15 protein-coding genes and 1 pseudogene are annotated in these 15,604 nt (G+C 62.9%); 8 read left to right on the forward strand and 8 right to left on the reverse strand.

The window, feature by feature from the left end:
* Positions 1-8: 8 nt before the first annotated feature.
* From KK137_RS16820 to KK137_RS07665, 4 genes and pseudogenes are all read right to left on the reverse strand, one after another.
* Positions 9-815 carry an OsmC family peroxiredoxin gene (locus KK137_RS16820; RefSeq protein WP_338028004.1) on the reverse strand — a complete coding sequence of 269 codons (807 nt, stop codon included), beginning with the start codon at positions 813-815 and terminating at the stop codon, positions 9-11.
* Between the two features lie 250 nt (positions 816-1,065).
* Positions 1,066-1,257, reverse strand: a pseudogene (locus tag KK137_RS07655) (hypothetical protein); the annotation flags it as partial.
* Positions 1,258-1,261: 4 nt separating this feature from the next.
* The gene (locus KK137_RS07660; protein ID WP_214535544.1) at positions 1,262-1,927 is read right to left on the reverse strand and encodes a sensor histidine kinase; all 666 of its coding nucleotides are present in this window, start codon (positions 1,925-1,927) and stop codon (positions 1,262-1,264) included.
* A gap of 433 nt (positions 1,928-2,360) precedes the next feature.
* Complete coding sequence (locus KK137_RS07665) at positions 2,361-2,987, reverse strand: TetR/AcrR family transcriptional regulator (protein ID WP_214535545.1); 627 nt, start codon at positions 2,985-2,987, stop codon at positions 2,361-2,363.
* A gap of 49 nt (positions 2,988-3,036) precedes the next feature.
* Here KK137_RS07665 and KK137_RS07670 point away from each other — a divergent pair, with 49 nt between their 5' ends.
* Positions 3,037-3,879, forward strand: coding sequence for an oxidoreductase (locus tag KK137_RS07670; RefSeq protein WP_214535546.1), 843 nt, complete (start codon positions 3,037-3,039; stop codon positions 3,877-3,879).
* Between the two features lie 106 nt (positions 3,880-3,985).
* Positions 3,986-4,474: a hypothetical protein gene (locus KK137_RS07675; protein WP_214535547.1), complete on the forward strand. Its 489-nt coding sequence runs from the start codon at positions 3,986-3,988 to the stop codon at positions 4,472-4,474.
* A gap of 221 nt (positions 4,475-4,695) precedes the next feature.
* On the opposite strand, the gene KK137_RS07680 is transcribed toward KK137_RS07675, so the two are convergent.
* The 3 genes from KK137_RS07680 to KK137_RS07690 form a co-directional block, all read right to left on the reverse strand.
* Complete coding sequence (locus tag KK137_RS07680; protein WP_214535548.1) at positions 4,696-5,298, reverse strand: alpha/beta hydrolase-fold protein; 603 nt, start codon at positions 5,296-5,298, stop codon at positions 4,696-4,698.
* A 646-nt stretch (positions 5,299-5,944) separates the two neighbouring features.
* Positions 5,945-6,205 (reverse strand): hypothetical protein, encoded by a 261-nt coding sequence (locus tag KK137_RS07685; protein ID WP_214535549.1) that lies wholly within the window; start codon positions 6,203-6,205, stop codon positions 5,945-5,947.
* Between the two features lie 84 nt (positions 6,206-6,289).
* Positions 6,290-6,496: a hypothetical protein gene (locus tag KK137_RS07690; protein ID WP_214535550.1), complete on the reverse strand. Its 207-nt coding sequence runs from the start codon at positions 6,494-6,496 to the stop codon at positions 6,290-6,292.
* A 149-nt stretch (positions 6,497-6,645) separates the two neighbouring features.
* Here KK137_RS07690 and KK137_RS07695 point away from each other — a divergent pair, with 149 nt between their 5' ends.
* The 4 genes from KK137_RS07695 (at position 6,646) to KK137_RS07710 (ending at position 10,951) form a co-directional block, all read left to right on the forward strand.
* A complete protein-coding gene (locus tag KK137_RS07695; protein WP_214535551.1) occupies positions 6,646-7,113 on the forward strand; it encodes a GreA/GreB family elongation factor in 468 nt (155 codons plus the stop codon).
* A 152-nt stretch (positions 7,114-7,265) separates the two neighbouring features.
* Entirely contained in the window at positions 7,266-8,939 is a 1,674-nt protein-coding gene (gene ettA, locus KK137_RS07700; RefSeq protein WP_214535552.1) for an energy-dependent translational throttle protein EttA, read from the forward strand.
* Positions 8,940-9,110: 171 nt separating this feature from the next.
* Positions 9,111-10,142: an RcnB family protein gene (locus KK137_RS07705; RefSeq protein WP_214535553.1), complete on the forward strand. Its 1,032-nt coding sequence runs from the start codon at positions 9,111-9,113 to the stop codon at positions 10,140-10,142.
* A 125-nt stretch (positions 10,143-10,267) separates the two neighbouring features.
* Complete coding sequence (locus KK137_RS07710; protein WP_214535554.1) at positions 10,268-10,951, forward strand: prolyl hydroxylase family protein; 684 nt, start codon at positions 10,268-10,270, stop codon at positions 10,949-10,951.
* Positions 10,952-10,954: 3 nt separating this feature from the next.
* Here the strand turns inward: KK137_RS07710 and KK137_RS07715 are convergent, their stop codons facing one another.
* The gene (locus KK137_RS07715) at positions 10,955-12,556 is read right to left on the reverse strand and encodes a lysine--tRNA ligase (RefSeq protein ID WP_214535555.1); all 1,602 of its coding nucleotides are present in this window, start codon (positions 12,554-12,556) and stop codon (positions 10,955-10,957) included.
* A 245-nt stretch (positions 12,557-12,801) separates the two neighbouring features.
* Here KK137_RS07715 and KK137_RS07720 point away from each other — a divergent pair, with 245 nt between their 5' ends.
* Together KK137_RS07720 and KK137_RS07725 are read left to right on the forward strand one after the other, a co-directional pair.
* Positions 12,802-14,412 carry an MFS transporter gene (locus KK137_RS07720; protein WP_214535556.1) on the forward strand — a complete coding sequence of 537 codons (1,611 nt, stop codon included), beginning with the start codon at positions 12,802-12,804 and terminating at the stop codon, positions 14,410-14,412.
* Positions 14,409-15,584: an HlyD family secretion protein gene (locus KK137_RS07725; protein WP_338028005.1), complete on the forward strand. Its 1,176-nt coding sequence runs from the start codon at positions 14,409-14,411 to the stop codon at positions 15,582-15,584. Before KK137_RS07720 ends, KK137_RS07725 begins: the two co-directional genes overlap by 4 nt.
* Positions 15,585-15,604 lie beyond the last annotated feature (20 nt).

The raw sequence follows: 15,604 nt of genomic DNA on the forward strand, positions 1-15,604 counted from the left end.
CAGGCGCGTCAGTCTGAACCCAGGCTCGCTGTCAGCGTGATCTCAGCCCGCAGGACCTTTGAGATGGGGCAATTCTTCTCCGCCGAGCGGGCAAACTCGAGGAATTGCGCTTCGTCGATTCCGGGGACTGACCCGATCAGCGTCAACGCGGACCTGGTGATCTTGAAGCCGCCCGCATCGGGCTCGACCGATATCGCTGCTTCGGTCTCGAGCTGCGTCGCGGCAAAACCAGCAGCCTGAAGACCGAATGCGACTGCCATCGTAAAGCAGGCGGCGTGCGCTGCCGCGAGCAATTCCTCCGGATTGGTGCCGGCGCCATCCTCAAAACGGCTCCGGTAGCCAAAATGGGTCTCGGCCAGAACGCCCGACTGCGAGTTCAGGACACCCTTGCCGTCACGGCCGGTGCCGCGCCAGATGGCGGATGATGTGCGGATCATTTCAAAGCTCCTGCGGGGTTGCTCTGTTGACGCGTCAGCCCCTCCCCGCGAGGGGCTGACGTCATGGGCGATTGCGGATGTGTAGCTTGCCGCGGACTCGGGATTTGATGCGGGCACGAAAGCCTCCGATCTGGCCACGATACGCCGATGCGGCGTCATCACCCCCGAAGCCTGGTCGGCCTTGGCGCCCGTGTCTTTCCAATCCGCCCCCGAGTTTTCAAATGGCGCGATGTCGGACTTGTATGGCTCGACGGCTATCTCGCCTGAGCGCTTCCCGACTTTTCGGTCGACGGCAGACTTGACGGCAGTGCTGTCGACATCTCCGCTGAGCGTGAAGACGGTGACCTCGGCAGCGAGATCGATAGGCGCTGAGTTCACGCTGGGATTCCCTGCCAACAGCCCATCACGGTGTCCGGCAGCATTATGTCAGTCATCGTTGGTACCTTTGGATGAGCGCGAAAGCGCCGCGACCACACCTTCTTAAATGATCGCTTCGGCGAGATATTTCGGATCTGCACCCTCGGACGACGAATGCACGGCGCTGATCGAGCTCTCACACTTTCCGCTATTCCCGCTGCGCCGCCGCAGCTGGCGCCCGCACGCCGGGAGACGTGCCGAAACGAGCAAGAGTGCGACGAGGACCTTGCGAGCCAGCTTGTCGAAGCCAGTAGAAGATGCCGTTGATCACTCGCCGGTCATCCACCCGCGCCACCCCGCGCGTCTCGATCAGCCGACGCTCCGCCACGCTCAGATCGTATCGCGCCGTCCAAGGCTCCTTTCGGAAGCCTTGATTCAGCACACGCCTCAGCCCCAAGTTCATGGGTTCAGGATCCGGGCAGGTGCAAGCGGATGCAGGTGCCATTCTTGTGCGTGCTGATGATGTCAGCGCTGCCACCGAGCCCATTGGCGAACTGGCGTACGTTGTAGAGGCCCAGTCCCGAGTTGCCTTCGGACAGCTTGGTCGTGAAACGCCGCTCGAAGGCCTGAGCGGCAACCTCCGGCGTCATTCCCATCCCGGTATCGGTAAAACTGATTGCCACGCATCCCTGGCTGTGAGCGTGCGGGACGCAGGCCCGCGCTTCGATGATGAACGCGCCGCCGTCAGGCATGGCGGCCCGCGCGTTTACTGCCAGGTTCAGGAACACGTCCTCAAGCTGGTGCCGGTTGCACAGCACCGGGGGAAGGTCCTCGGAGACGAGTGTCTGGAGCCAAATGGCATCCCCGAGGGCGCGGCTGAGCAACCTCCGCAAGGACGGCACGAGCGACTGGATCAAGACCGGTTCCGGCTCCGTCAAGAATCCCGGCGAGCCCAGGCGACGGGCGAGATAGTTGGCACGCTCCAGGGCTTCCAGTGCGCCGTCCAGTGTCTCGGCAAGTTCTCGATCGGACCTGTCGATGAGATGCCGTCGCGCCACCTGCACTGAGCTCGACACCACCTGGAGCATATTGCGAAAATCATGTGCGATGCTCGTGCGGGCATCCGCCTCCATGCCGGAACCAGATGAGCTGGAATCATCAGCCGCTAACCGAAATGCATTGCGCATGATCTACCTTCCTAGGTTGCCCGGTCCGTGACGGACCAAGGGCGCTCTAGCGGTGGCCACGGATGCGATCTTCCGCGAAGGCACGTAGCTTGCCGGCGCGCACGGCACGGTCCGCTGCCAGGCTGATGGGCTCGGCTCCCACGGTCGGCAGTCCGGTTTCGAAATTGAGGTCACAGCGAGCCGCTTCAAGCGGGCCGATCGCGCCGCTGACGCGAGCGCGCGTCGCAAGAGCGATGAGCGGTTGTTTTCGACGATAGCGGTGCGAATCCGGAATAACCCGCCGGCGTCGTGTCCTACTCCGAGACCTTCACAAAGGAGACCGGACAATGGCTCGGCGACACGCAACCCTCATTCGCGAAGTGCGCCTTCGAACGGAAGCTCAGGATGCGGACTCGCGGGACAGCGGCCGCCCAGCAAATCCACGCAGCAAGGTTTTCGTGATCTCTCGCGCATTCGAGGCAAGAGCATCACTCGATAGTTCGCCGGCGGTCCAGAACGACAGAACCCCGCGAAAGGCGAAGGCGAGCTGTTCTGGCAAGCAGCGCAGCGCCTCCTGCCTGCCCTCAACACTCAAGCCGTCGCCGGCTCCCAGGGCCAGCGACCATAAGGTGGTGGAGTGCGCCAGGACCGTTCCGGTGGACGGGCCGGCCGTGCCGATCCACCCCATCACGGCTCGGTTTATCTCCGGCTCTTCGAGCATCACCTCGACCGCCGTGTCGACGGCCAACAGCACCCGGCCGGCGGCATCGGGAGGCGGCGACATCTCGGCAAAGCGTTTTGCCATCGTATCGATCCGCCGCCCCGAGAGGGCATGCATGATCGCGGCCTTGCTCCCGAACTGATTGAACGGCGTCGCGAAACTGACCCCGGCTTCGGCGGCAAGGTCGCGCATCGAGAAATCGGCCTTGCCCCGGCGGAGCAGCCGCTCCGCAGCATCGATCACCCGCTCGCGAAGCGGCTCGCCCCGTGCGGCGGTCGGAACAGCCTGGGTCTTGTCTCGTGTCATGCCGTATCTATATCATGATATAGTTAGATTCATAGCCCGGAGTTGCACCATGACATCCATTCCCAAGACATTCCTCATCACCGGCGTCAGTTCCGGGCTGGGGCGAGCATTTGCCCTGGGCGCACTTGAAGCGGGCCATCGGGTGATCGGCACGGTGCGGCGGAAGGGCGACGCCGAGTCCTTCGCCGCGCTGGCGCCCGGTCGCGCTCACCTGGTCACGCTGGACGTGACCGATTTCGAGGCGATCCCGGCGGCGGTCGCCGAAGCCGAACGGCTGGCGGGACCGGTCGAGGTGCTGGTGAACAATGCCGGTTACGGCCACGAAGGCGCACTCGAGGAATCCTCCATGGACGATCTCCAGCGCCAGTTCGCCGCCAACGTCTTCGGGCCGGTCGCGATGATCAAGGCAGTGCTCCCGGGCATGCGCGAACGGCGGCGCGGCCATATAGTCAACGTCACGTCCATGGGCGGCTTCATCACCTTGCCCGGAATCACATTTTATTGCGGCAGCAAGTTTGCGCTCGAAGGCATCTCCGAAGCACTCGGCAAGGAAGTGGCGGGCTTCGGGATTCGGGTGACGGCGCTCGCTCCCGGCCAATTCCGTACCGATTGGGCCGGGCGCTCGATGGATCGCACGCCGCGCAGCATTGCCGACTATGACGCTGTCATGGACCCGATCCGCGCCGGCCGACAGGCCAAGAGCGGCAACCAGCCGGGCGATCCGGCCAAGGCCGCGCGGGCGTTGCTCGCACTGGTCGACGCCGCGAATCCGCCCGTGCGGCTGTTCCTGGGCGATGATGCGCTGGAGCTAGTCAACCAGAAGCTCGACGGGATGCGGAGCGAAATCAACGCGTGGAAGGACCTTTCTCGCTCCACCAGCTTCGCATCGTGAGTGCCTAAGGCCGCGGTGGCCTGCGAAGGCGATCCACGCGTCTTCGTAGGCCGGAGACCAGTCGCTTGGGCACCCCTCCCCCCACAGATCAGAAAGGTCACGCACCATGTTTGGGATTTCAACGCTTGGCTGGATCCACACGATCGGCAGCCTTCCTGCCATTCCCGTGGCTCTTTACATGTTTGTCCGGCACGGCCGAATTGTTCCCCACTCCCCACTGGGCACCGTCTATCTCGTTTCCATGCTTGTCGGCGCCGTCACGGTGTTCCTCATAGCCCATGCTCCGGTCAGCTACGCTCTCGGTACCGCGACCATTCTGCTCCTGCTTGCAGGCTATGGGGCCGAGCGCATCCTGGGCCGGGCTCGCGCAGCCCGATACATCGAAACCATCTCTCTGAGCCTGAGCGCGTTTCTCCTGATGCTGCCGACCATTACCGAAGTGCTGCGTCGGGTCCCCGATGGCCACCCCCTGGTCACAGACCTGAAATCGCCGTTGCTTCTAGGCGCCCAGGGAGGACTGCTGGTCTTTCTCCTGGTCGGCCTGGCCGTCCAGGTTGTCCGCCTCGCAAGACAGGCAACGATTGCCGGAAGTTGAGTCCTTCGCCGGCTTACGCCCCGAAGGTACCGCCAGACGCCGGACATAAACGTCCGCGTCTGGCGGTAGAAGGATGCGCCTCCGCCATACTGCCCACATGGCGATTGACGGTCGCGTCGACAATCTGGTTCTGGAATTTCCACCCTGGAAAGCGGACGATCTGCAAACGACCCGTTGCGGAGGTTGGTCGAGGTCCGCTTTTTCGACTCAGTTTCGTGAGTCTAAGCAAGCAGCCACGCGAGCACCTCGTCCATTTGCACTGCGGTTTGCGCAAATGCGTGACCAGCGCCCTGATAAACTCGCGTCTGCAGATTGCAGCCCCGCACCCATCCCAACTCGACCAATCGATCGGCGATATTGACCTGGTGTGGCGTTATCCCCGCGTCCAGTCCCATTTCTGTCCCGTGATCGAGCCATAGACGCCTGCCTTCGGGCGCTCCCAGCCTGCCAAAGTAGCTCGGCCAGATCGACAGCAATTGCTCGTAGTCGATGAAGCGGTTGTCGTAGATGGGCCAGTTGGGCGACATGCAGGCGCCGCGTCCGAATACCTGTTGCGCTTCAACCAAAATCGCGCCCGCCATGACGCCGGCCATGCTCGCACCGAAGATCGCTGTGTCCAGGCGACCCGGCCGCGTCCGATAGTTTTCGTCCACGAAGGGCTTGAGCCGGTTTGTCAGAAATCGAAGCAGCGCGTTTGATTGGAGAGGTCTCTCGCCTGAGAGCTCTTCTGCCGCTGCTTGAAGGAGGTCCCGAGCAACTGATGACTGCAGCAGCCATGCGCGCATATCAGAGGTTAAAAGTTCGGATGCGGCGGCGTAAGTCACCCTCGCCTAGCGATGCGCTTCAGGCTGAGATTCACGAGTGGGTGACGAACGGAAACCCGCCACCCCCGCATATGCGTCTTCAGGATGCACACCTGTTCGAGGAAGAGGCTTGCCTAGCCTACTTGAATCCGCTCGCTAGCTGGAAGGGGTTAGAGCAGTGGCGTGAGCTGGGCTTTTTTCCGGATGCACCCAAGTTGGGCGACGATCCCGTAGAGCTCTGTGAGAGATATTGGCGGCCCTGCTCCCCAACGGGTGATGAGGCAGTTTGACTGGATGCGAGCATCAACTCTGCCCCGTTGACTCACTAAGGGACGTCTATGGCCGTGTGTGGACGGCCCTCCGTTGGCAAATGCGTACTTAGGCCGTCGCGATGTGCTGGTTTGCGCGGCCATCTGTTCGGCTTGTCATGCGGCATTGAAGTGCGCCGCTGGCCATGATGTCTTCGTGCGGATCGTCCGTTGCCAACTCTGCGTCCCCAAGTATCGCTCAATGGCACTAGACGGGTACACACAACCGAGTCACACAGCGCGGGCAATCCTGCGAGAACCGCGGAAATCCGTGGCTCTGGGCGAGAGCTATTCCGGTCTGGAATCCTGTCTCCCCGACCACCTTGCGCCAGGCCGTGGGCCTTACCGCGCTGAGTCGGTCAGTTGCCACCGCCGGCGTCGAGCAAGTCCATCAGGTTTCGAGCGGCTTCGCGATCGGCTTCGTCCTTGAACGCCACATCCAGATCGGGCGCTTGTCCGAGCATATAGAGCACCGACCATAGCGCAAAACGTCGCGCGCGATCGGTCTCCAAACCGAAGTCCACCCGAAGCCGATCGAGGGCGGCGGTCTGCATTGCCGCGGATGCATCCGAGAGGTCGGATGTGCCGAAATAGCGCTGCAACAGATCATCGAAGTCCATCGCCAAGTGCTAGCGGATAGCTGCGGCGGAGCAAACAGCAACGTCTGCCACGCCACGGCTCATCGCCGCAATTTGGCGCCCGATTTACTCTGCCGACTTTACAGTCACCCAGACGTCGACAGGAGCGACGAACTTGCCAGGAGCGGGCTTTCCGATATCGATGCGCTCGGCCGTGACCAGTTCACCGGTGGCGAGATTGAAGCTCGACCAAGGCTTAGGCATTCGTCCGAACGACATCTTCTGGATCGGACGTCCGGTGACAGTGTTCATGATAGTCGCAATGATAGCCATGCGGCGGCGCTAGGGTGCGAACTTGCGCCGGTCCAGAGACCGGAGGTAGCTAATCAACAGCCACGCCTCAGGCACGAGGGGCTGCTGGTAAAGCGATCTTGCGCATCCCATCTTGCGCGACTTGAGGAACGAGAAAGAGAGATCACCCGATGAGCGTGGCATTCCGTCGCGAGAGTGACGAGGAACATCTGGAGCCCAAGTTCGAGCTTCCCATTCCAGCTGGCCCGAACCTCGTTACGGGCCGGGGCCTGGCGCTGATCAGGGAACGGATTTCCGAACTCGAAGCTCAGCTTGGTCGCATCGAAGATCCTGAAGCTATCAAGAAGCTCCAGCGCGACCTGCGCTATTGGAATACCCGCCAGGTGACTGCCGAGCTTGCCCCGCTCCCGCTTGGCGACAAGGTGGAGTTCGGGACGGAAGTCCGCCTTCTCCTCAACGGCAAACTCAAGACATTTCGGATTGTCGGAGACGATGAGGCCGATCCCGCCGCGGGCCTGCTCTCCTTTAACGCCCCCTTGAGCCGCGCCATGCTGGGAGCCGAAGCAGGCGAAACCCTTCCCTTCGGCAACGCGAGCGACGCGATCGAGATCGTGGAGATCAAGGTCGTGAGCGGATGAACCTGTCGGCCGCCCCCTGCCCCAGCGATCCGCGTTGTCGTGAGCTTGGTGTCAGCGGGCGTTCCCAGTCATAGTTCCTGCCCGCTTGCCCCCCGCCTCTGCACCGCCTATCTGCGCCGCAATCTCCCCATAAAGATTTTCCAAGGACGACCATGGCCGCCCAGTACGCATACGTCATGAAGAACATGACGAAGACATTCCCCGGCGCTCAGAAGCCGGTGCTGTCAAACATCAACCTGCAATTCTACCAGGGCGCCAAGATCGGCATCGTGGGCCCGAACGGCGTCGGCAAGTCGACGCTCATGAAGATCATGGCCGGGATCGACACGGAGTATACCGGCGAGGCTTGGCCCGGCGAGTATATTACCGTCGGCTATCTTGCCCAGGAGCCCGAGCTCGATCCGACCAAGACCGTGCTCGAGAACGTCAAGGACGGCGCCCGTCACGTGGCCGACATGGTGGAGCGCTTCAACCAGATCGGTATCGAGATGGGTGAGGACGGCGCCGATTTCGACGCGCTCGGCGCCGAAATGGGTGAACTGCAGGAGAAGATCGACGCTGTCGACGGCTGGACGCTCGATAACCAGCTCGAGATCGCCATGGAAGCGCTGCGCTGTCCGCCGGGCGACTCCGGCGTCGAAAGCCTTTCGGGCGGAGAAAAGCGCCGCGTGGCGCTGACCCGGCTGCTGATTCAGAAGCCTTCGATCCTGCTGCTCGACGAGCCCACCAACCATCTCGACGCGGAATCGGTCGAATGGCTCGAAAACCACCTCAAGGAATATGCCGGCGCGGTCCTGATGATCACCCACGACCGCTACTTCCTCGACCACGTGGTCGACTGGATCCTCGAGCTCGATCGCGGCAAGTATTTTCCCTACGAAGGCAACTACTCGACCTACCTGGAAAAGAAGGCCAAGCGCCTGGCCCAGGAAGAACGCGAGGAGAGCGGGCGCTCGAAGGCACTCCGGGAGGAGCTCGAGTGGATCCGGCAGACTCCCGCTGCGCGTCAGACCAAGTCCAAGGCGCGTATCCGTAAGTTCGAACAGCTGCAGGAAGCTCAGAACGACCGCAAGCCCGGCAAGGCTCAGATCGTCATCCAGGTCCCCGAACGGCTTGGCGGCAAGGTTATCGAGGTCAACAATATCTCGAAGGCGTACGGCGATAAGCTGCTGTTCGAGAATCTGAGCTTCACCCTGCCCCCAGGCGGCATTGTCGGGGTGATCGGGCCAAACGGCGCCGGCAAGTCGACGCTGTTCAAGATCATCACCGGCAAGGAGCAGCCTGACTCGGGCTCGATCGAGGTCGGGACGACGGTTCGTCTGGGCTTCGTCGACCAGAGCCGCGATCACCTGGATCCCAAGCACAACGTCTGGGAAGAGATCTCTGACGGCCTCGACTACATGAAGGTAAACGGACACGACATGTCGACTCGCGCCTATGTCGGCGCGTTCAACTTCAAGGGCCAGGACCAACAGAAGAATGTCGGCAAACTTTCGGGCGGTGAGCGCAACCGCGTGCACATGGCCAAGATGCTCAAGACGGGCGGCAACGTGCTGCTGCTGGACGAGCCGACCAACGACCTCGACGTCGAGACTCTAGCCGCGCTCGAAGATGCGATCGAGAACTTCGCGGGCTGCGCCGTGGTCATCAGCCACGACCGCTTCTTCCTCGACCGTCTGGCGACGCACATCCTGGCCTTCGAAGGCGACAGCCATGTCGAATGGTTCGAGGGCAATTTCGAGTCTTACGAGGAAGACAAGCGTCGCCGCCTCGGCGATGCGGCCGATCGTCCTACACGCTTGGCCTACAAGAAGCTGACCCGTTGACGTTCATCTTGAATGCTTGAAACATGAACATAAGGCTGTCCGACCGGTTCAGTTGTCGGACAGCCCCGACGGAATATCACCGACTCATCAGCCGCAGCCACTTGGCGGTAGAGTTTGGAGATGCCGTCAATGTCACATCAAAGTTTGAAAGGGCGCGTCGGGTGGTCTGCTTTGGCAGTCGCGCTCGTCGCCAGCAGCTTATCGGTTCCCGCTTCCGCACAGGATCGCGGCGGCCGGAACGGTGGTCGCGGAGAGCAGACCTCGCAGCGCCAGCAAAGCTGGTCAGAGCGCACCGAGGCTCGCAGAGCGCAACCCGCCGCTCGCGCGGAGCGTCAGAGCGACCAGCAAGCGCAGCGCCAGGCACCTGCCCAGCGTCCGACCCCTGAGCAGCGCGCCCCCCAGCAGAACGCCGCGCGCGCAGAACAGCGTCCCACACCTGCGGCCCCACAGGGCAATCGTGCAGTCCCTGCTCGTCAGCAAGCCCAGGTCACACAGCGCGCGACACGGGGACAGCCGCAAGGGGATAGCCGCAACCAGCAACGTGCCGAACAGAACGCGCGCTTGCAGGAATGGCTCGGCAGCCGATCCCGGCCTCAGGCGGGCCAGCCGCGACAGGCGGGACAGGAGCGAAATCGCACTTACACCGACCAGAACCGCAACCCGACTTATCGGGACGCCAGCCGTGACCGCGACAATCGACAAGACTGGCAGCACCGCGACAACGATCGCCGAGGCGATGGCAAGGTTGACCGTTCCGATCGAGATCGAGATCGCGATGGCAGGCCGGACTGGCAAAATCGGGACGACCGGCGCGGCGACAACGATTGGCGCAACGGACGCTACGCTCGGAATGACCGAGGCGATTGGAACCGTGGCGATCGGCACGACTACCGCCAGTGGGACCGCCGCTGGCGCGACAATAGCCGCTATGACTGGCAGCGCTATCGTAACAGCAACCGCTACAACTACCGGTTGGGCGCCTATTACGCGCCCTATCGCAACTACGCCTACCGGCAACTGGGCGTCGGGTTCCACCTCGACTCCCTGTTCTTCGGCAACAGCTACTGGATCGGCAACCCATGGCAGTATCGCCTGCCAGAGGTCTACGGCCCTTACCGCTGGGTTCGCTATTATGACGACGTGGTCCTGGTAAATACCTTCACCGGTGAAGTGGTCGACGTGATCTACAACTTCTTCTGGTAACTGCCCTTCTGCCGGTGTGAGTGGCCCGGCAGGAGCGAAGCCCTCGCCCCGAAAGGAGCGGGGGCTTCTGCTTGTCCATTTTCAAGGGCTTGCCTGGACTGGCCGTCGATGGATAGGGTCCGCCCATGACGGAGATCCACATCCCGCCCCCTGAGGATACGAGCGACCAGCCGCGCCTGCGCAAGATTGGTCGCAAGGTGCGGGAGCGGCTCGGCGCCAACAAGGACGCCTATAAGATTCCCTGCGAGCAAGCCGAGCTTTGGGCGGTCGGCAACTTCTTCACGCCCGAGGAATGCCGACAAGTCATCGCGATGGTGGATGCCATTGCCAAGCCGAGCCGGGCTTTCGACGCCGAGTATTCGAGCGGCTACCGCACCTCCTATTCCGGCGACGTCGATCCGCACGATCCGTTTATCAAAGGCCTGCAACGGCGGATCGACGATCTGCTTGGGATGGATCCGACGTTCGGCGAGACGATCCAGGGGCAGCGCTACATGGTGGGCCAGGAATTCCAGGCCCACGCGGACTGGTTTCCCGGGGGCACTCCCTATTGGGAAACAGAAAAGAACCGAGGTGGGCAGCGGTCGATCACCGCCATGGCTTACCTCAACGAGGTCGAGGAAGGAGGCGCAACGCACTTTCCGCGCCTCGGCTTCAAGGTCGAGCCTCAGCCCGGCGCGCTGCTCATCTGGAACAACGCGGATCCGGAAGGCGTCCCTAACCCCTGGACGATCCACGCCGGCACACCAGTGGTCCGCGGCGTGAAGTACATCGTTACCAAATGGTACCGCTGCCGCCGTTGGCTCTGATCCTCACGCGCTTCGTTCCAGCGCCTCGGCAATCAGCTTGCGGGTATTGGTCACGCCATAGAGCGCGATAAAGCTGCCCATGCGCGGCCCCTGGCTTGAACCGAGCAGCGTCTCGTAGAGAGCGCGGAACCAGTCGCGCAGGCTGTCGAAGCCGTACTCTTCCTTCTTGCCGATCTCGTAGACGGCGGTCTGCAAGTCCTCCGCCGGAGTATCTTCACCCGAGCGTGCCAGTTCCTCGTCGAGTGCCCGCAAGGCAGCGGCCTCGTTGGGCTCGGGCGCCCGGCGCTTGAGGGTCGGCGCGATGAAGTCGCGATTGTAGGCGAGCGCCCGGTTGATCAGCGCATCCAGCTCGGGATGGTGCGCGGGGTTCAGATCATGAATGTAGTTACCCAGGTAGCTCCACACCTGTTCGTGCGTCGCCCCTGCGCCCAACACCCCGACGAGGTTGAGCAGCAAGGCGTAGCTTACCGGCAGCGTATCGCCCTCGCCACCGTGATAGCCATTGGCGCGCAGCAGGTGCCAGACCGGATTGCCGAGTTGCTGTTCGATCGGCTGCTCGGGGATTTTGGCCCGGAACTGCCAATATTCGTCCACCGCCTTGGGGATTACGCCGACATGGAGGCTCTTGGCACTCTTCGGCTCGCGGAAAATGTAGAAGCCCAGGCTCTCTTCGGTGCCGTAGGTCAGCCATTCCTCGATGGTCAGCCCATTGCCCTTCGACTTGGAGATCTTCTCCCCCTTTTCGTCGAGGAACAGCTCATAGATCATGACTTCAGGCATACGCCCGCCGAGCGCTCGGACGATGCGGCCGGATTGGGTGACGCTGTCGGTCAGGTCCTTGCCGCTCATCTCGTAGTCGACGCCAAGCGCATACCAGCGCATGGCCCAGTCGACCTTCCACTGCAGTTTGGCCTTTCCGCCGAACACGCACTGCTCGACCGTCTCGCCCTCGTCTTCGAAGCGGACGATTCCGTTCGCAGCGTCGACCACCTGGACCGGAACCTGGAGTACCACGCCGCTCTTCTCGCTGATAGGCAGCACCGGCGAATAGGTCTTCTGCCGCTCCGCCCTCAGCGTCGGCAACATGATGTCCATGATGGCGTCGAACGTCTCGAGCACCCGAACCAGCGGAGCGTCGAAGGCGCCCGAGTTGTAGCGGTCGCTCGCGGCGACAAATTCGTACTCGAAGCCGAAGCGGTCGAGGAAGTCGCGCAGCATGGCGTTATTGTGATGCGCGAAGCTTTCGAACTTGCCGAAGGGATCGGGCAGTCGGCTGAGCGGCTGACCGAGGTGCCGCGCCATCATCTCCTGCTGCGGCACGTTGTCGGGTACCTTGCGCAGCCCATCCATGTCGTCGCTGAACGCCACCAGGCGCGTTGGCGCACCCCCCGAGACAATCTCGTAGGCCCGGCGGACGAGCGTGGTGCGCAGGACTTCCTGGAACGTGCCGATGTGCGGCAGGCCCGACGGACCGTAGCCGGTCTCGAACAGCACCGGCACCCCGCCGGGCTTTCCGTCCGGATAGCGTTTGACGAGCTTCATGGCCTCCTGGAACGGCCAGGCCTTGGACACTCGGGCGGCGGAAATCAGCGCGTCGTCAATCATGCTTGGGCCTTTGCGGATGGCGGCCCGCGGTGCAAGCCTTTGCTGACATTCGACGGTAGGGACCAGACGCAGGCCTTGACGGGCAAAAGATGCGAAGGCCGCCGTACTCCCCCGCCGCGACAGCTCTCCAAGGAAACCGAGTCTTCCGTAGATCATTGTACCCATGAGCAATCGCGCTTCTGAACGGGAACGGGGTGGCGCCGCAGACTTTGACCTATGAGTTCGCGCCGCATGAGCGGCCGGTCATGCCCGGATCCCCGGCCACGCCGACGCACCCTATGCCGCGCCGGATCGGCTATTTTGCGATCGGCGTCCTTGTCGCGCTGACCGCGGGGCTCGCCAACGGCCTGTTGATCGGCAACTTGCCCCAAATTCAGGGAGCGCTGGGTTTGACGAGCGTCGAGGGGGCTTGGCTGACGGCCGCCTATTCGATGACCAATGTCTGCACGAGCTTCATGCTGATCAAGTTCCGCCAGCAGTTCGGCCTGCAGCGGCTTACTCGGGTGTTTCTGCTCGGGTTCGTGGCAATCTCCGGCGTGCAAGTCGTGGTGCATAGCTATGGGCTGGAGCTCGCGCTGCGCGCTGGAGCGGGGATAATTGCCGCCGGGTTCACCCCGCTGGGATTCTTTTACATCATGCAGGCGATGCCGGCGAAAGCGCGGCTCGGCGGAATGATCCTGGGGGTGGGACTGACGCAGGTCGCGTTGCCGCTAGCCCGGGTAATCTCGCCCTTGTTGCTGGCAAATGGCGAGATCACCAACCTCTACATGTTCGAATTCGCGCTGAGCCTGATCTGCCTTGGTAGCATCGCCCTTTTGCGGTTGCCTCCGAGCGAGACCGCCAACGTGTTCGAGAAGCTCGACTTCGCGAGCTTCGCCCTCTTCGCACCGGGCATGATGCTGCTGCTGGCGGTGCTGACGCAGGGGCGGATCGTGTGGTGGACGACGCCGTGGATCGGCTATGCCTTTGCGGCTTCGGTCGTCTTGATCGGCGCGGCTATGGTGATCGAGCATAACCGCGCCAACCCGATGCTCAACACCCGCTGGATGCGAACGCGAGGAGTGCTGCGCTTCGCCTTGGTGGCGGCGACTGTGCGCTTGCTGCTGGGCGAGCAGAATTATGGCGCCGTGGGCCTCCTTTCCGTCGTCGGCATGGGCAACGATCAGCTCATCATTTTCAACCTGGTACTGGTGGTGACCACCTTGGCCGGGGTGATCGCCAGCCTGGTGACGCTGAATCCGAACGACTTGCTCAAACCCATCGTGCTCTCGGTCGCGCTGATTGGCCTCGGCGCCTGGCTGGACTCGCACTCGAGCAACCTCACCCGCCCCGCCGACTTCTATGTGACGCAGGGCATGATCGGCTTCGCCGCGGCCTATTTCCTCGGACCGACGATGATGCTCGGCATCCTGCGCGCCCTGGCCAAGGGGCCTAGTCACATGGTGAGCTTCTCCGCCGTGTTCAGCATCGCGCAAACGCTCGGTGGGCTAGGGGGCGGCGCGATGCTCGGCACGTTTCAGATCGTTCGTCAGCGCTACCATTTCAACGAGTTGGTCCAGAGCATGCTGGCGACCGATCCGCAGGTCGCGCTGCGGGTCAGGCAGTTGAGCGGAGCCTATGGCAAAGTGGTAACCGATCAGGTGCTGCTGCAGAAGCGGGGGATCGAGCTCCTCACCCAGCAAGTCACGCGCGAGGCGAACATCATGGCCTTTAACGACGTGTTCCTCCTGATTGCCGTTCTATCAGCGGTGGCTTTCGCTTATCTCGGCAGTCGCTGGCTCTATCTCCGGTGGTACGGGATTAACCCGCTGGCCAAGGAACTCGCAGCCATTCAGAAACTGAGGCCCAGCCAGTGAGCGACACCCAGCCTCCCGAAGACAAGCCGCCGCCCTCACCTGTCGAGGAAGAGCCCGATCCCGCGCACGTGAGGCAAGAGGACCCGCTGGAAAGCCCCGACCAGGTGGGTCCCAAAGCCAGCGGCTGGGCCCCGCCCAAGAGCGGGCCGAAGATGACCATCGTGTTCCTGGTGGTCCTGCTAGCCGGCGCGCTGCTGGCCCTTTATGCCTGGGACCTGCCGCCGTTCCACAGCTCGGTCCAGACTACCGACAACGCCTTCGTCCGCGGCCAGACCACGGTGATCTCCCCGCAGGTGAGCGGTTATGTGACGAAGGTCTACGTCCAGGACTTCCAACAGGTGAAGGCAGGCGACCCTCTGGTGCAGATCGACGACCGCACCTACCGCCAGCGTGTGCAGCAGGCCGAAGCCACCCTCCAAGCGCAGATCGCCAACCTCGCGAACTCGGAACAGAGCCAGAGATCGAGCGAAGCCTCAGTGGTCGGTCAGCAGGCGGCGATCGAAAGCGCGCGGGCGCAGTTGGCCCGAGCCCAGGCCGACATGAGCCGCATCGGCGAACTCTACGCGCAACGCTGGATCACCACGCGGGAGCGTGACCAGGCGCTGGCGGCGCAACAGCAGGCCGAAGCCGCTGTGCGTCAGGCGGAGGCGCAGCGCACCGTGGCGCAGGAACAGGTGCGCAGCGTGACCGTCGGGCGCGGCGGGCTGGAAGCAAGCGTGGCCAACGCGCGCGCAGCGCTGAAGGTCGCCCAGATCGATCTCGACAACACCCGAATCCTTGCGCCGCAAGCGGGCCAGGTGAGCGAAGTTGGCGTGCGCCTGGGCCAATTCGTCACCGCCGGCACGCAGCTGCTGTTTGTGGTGCCGGAGAAGATCTGGGTCGTAGCCAACTTCAAGGAAGCGCAGACCGCCGATATCCAGCCGGGTCAACGCGCGCGTGTGCGGGTCGATGCACTCGGCGGGCGCGAACTCCAGGGCCGCGTCGAACAGATCGCCCCTGCGGCGGGCAGCGAGTTCTCGGTCATCCGGCCCGACAACGCGACCGGCAACTTTGTGAAGGTGCCGCAACGCATCCCGGTGCGGATCGCTATCGATCCCAACCAGCCGCTGGCACGGCGCCTGCGGCCCGGCATGTCTGTCGAAGCAAGCGTGGATACGAGCAGCGAGCGGTAGGCGATCCGGCCAAATTCCCG

Origin of the sequence: Croceibacterium selenioxidans (genome assembly GCF_018599195.1) — a bacterium.
In the GTDB taxonomy this organism is placed as follows: Bacteria; Pseudomonadota; Alphaproteobacteria; order Sphingomonadales; family Sphingomonadaceae; genus Croceibacterium_A; species Croceibacterium_A selenioxidans.

Excerpts from the sequence above, each read along its gene's own strand:
- KK137_RS07695 (WP_214535551.1), top strand. The coding sequence starts at position 6,646 with ATGAGCGTGGCATTCCGTCGCGAGAGTGACGAGGAACATCTGGAGCCC.
- KK137_RS07660 (WP_214535544.1), bottom strand. The coding sequence starts at position 1,927 with ATGGAGGCGGATGCCCGCACGAGCATCGCACATGATTTTCGCAATATG.
- KK137_RS07690 (WP_214535550.1), bottom strand. The coding sequence starts at position 6,496 with ATGGCTATCATTGCGACTATCATGAACACTGTCACCGGACGTCCGATC.
- KK137_RS07715 (WP_214535555.1), bottom strand. The coding sequence starts at position 12,556 with ATGATTGACGACGCGCTGATTTCCGCCGCCCGAGTGTCCAAGGCCTGG.
- KK137_RS07685 (WP_214535549.1), bottom strand. The coding sequence starts at position 6,205 with ATGGACTTCGATGATCTGTTGCAGCGCTATTTCGGCACATCCGACCTC.
- ettA (WP_214535552.1), top strand. The coding sequence starts at position 7,266 with ATGGCCGCCCAGTACGCATACGTCATGAAGAACATGACGAAGACATTC.
- KK137_RS07670 (WP_214535546.1), top strand. The coding sequence starts at position 3,037 with ATGACATCCATTCCCAAGACATTCCTCATCACCGGCGTCAGTTCCGGG.
- KK137_RS07665 (WP_214535545.1), bottom strand. The coding sequence starts at position 2,987 with ATGACACGAGACAAGACCCAGGCTGTTCCGACCGCCGCACGGGGCGAG.
- KK137_RS07675 (WP_214535547.1), top strand. The coding sequence starts at position 3,986 with ATGTTTGGGATTTCAACGCTTGGCTGGATCCACACGATCGGCAGCCTT.
- KK137_RS07710 (WP_214535554.1), top strand. The coding sequence starts at position 10,268 with ATGACGGAGATCCACATCCCGCCCCCTGAGGATACGAGCGACCAGCCG.
- KK137_RS07720 (WP_214535556.1), top strand. The coding sequence starts at position 12,802 with ATGCCCGGATCCCCGGCCACGCCGACGCACCCTATGCCGCGCCGGATC.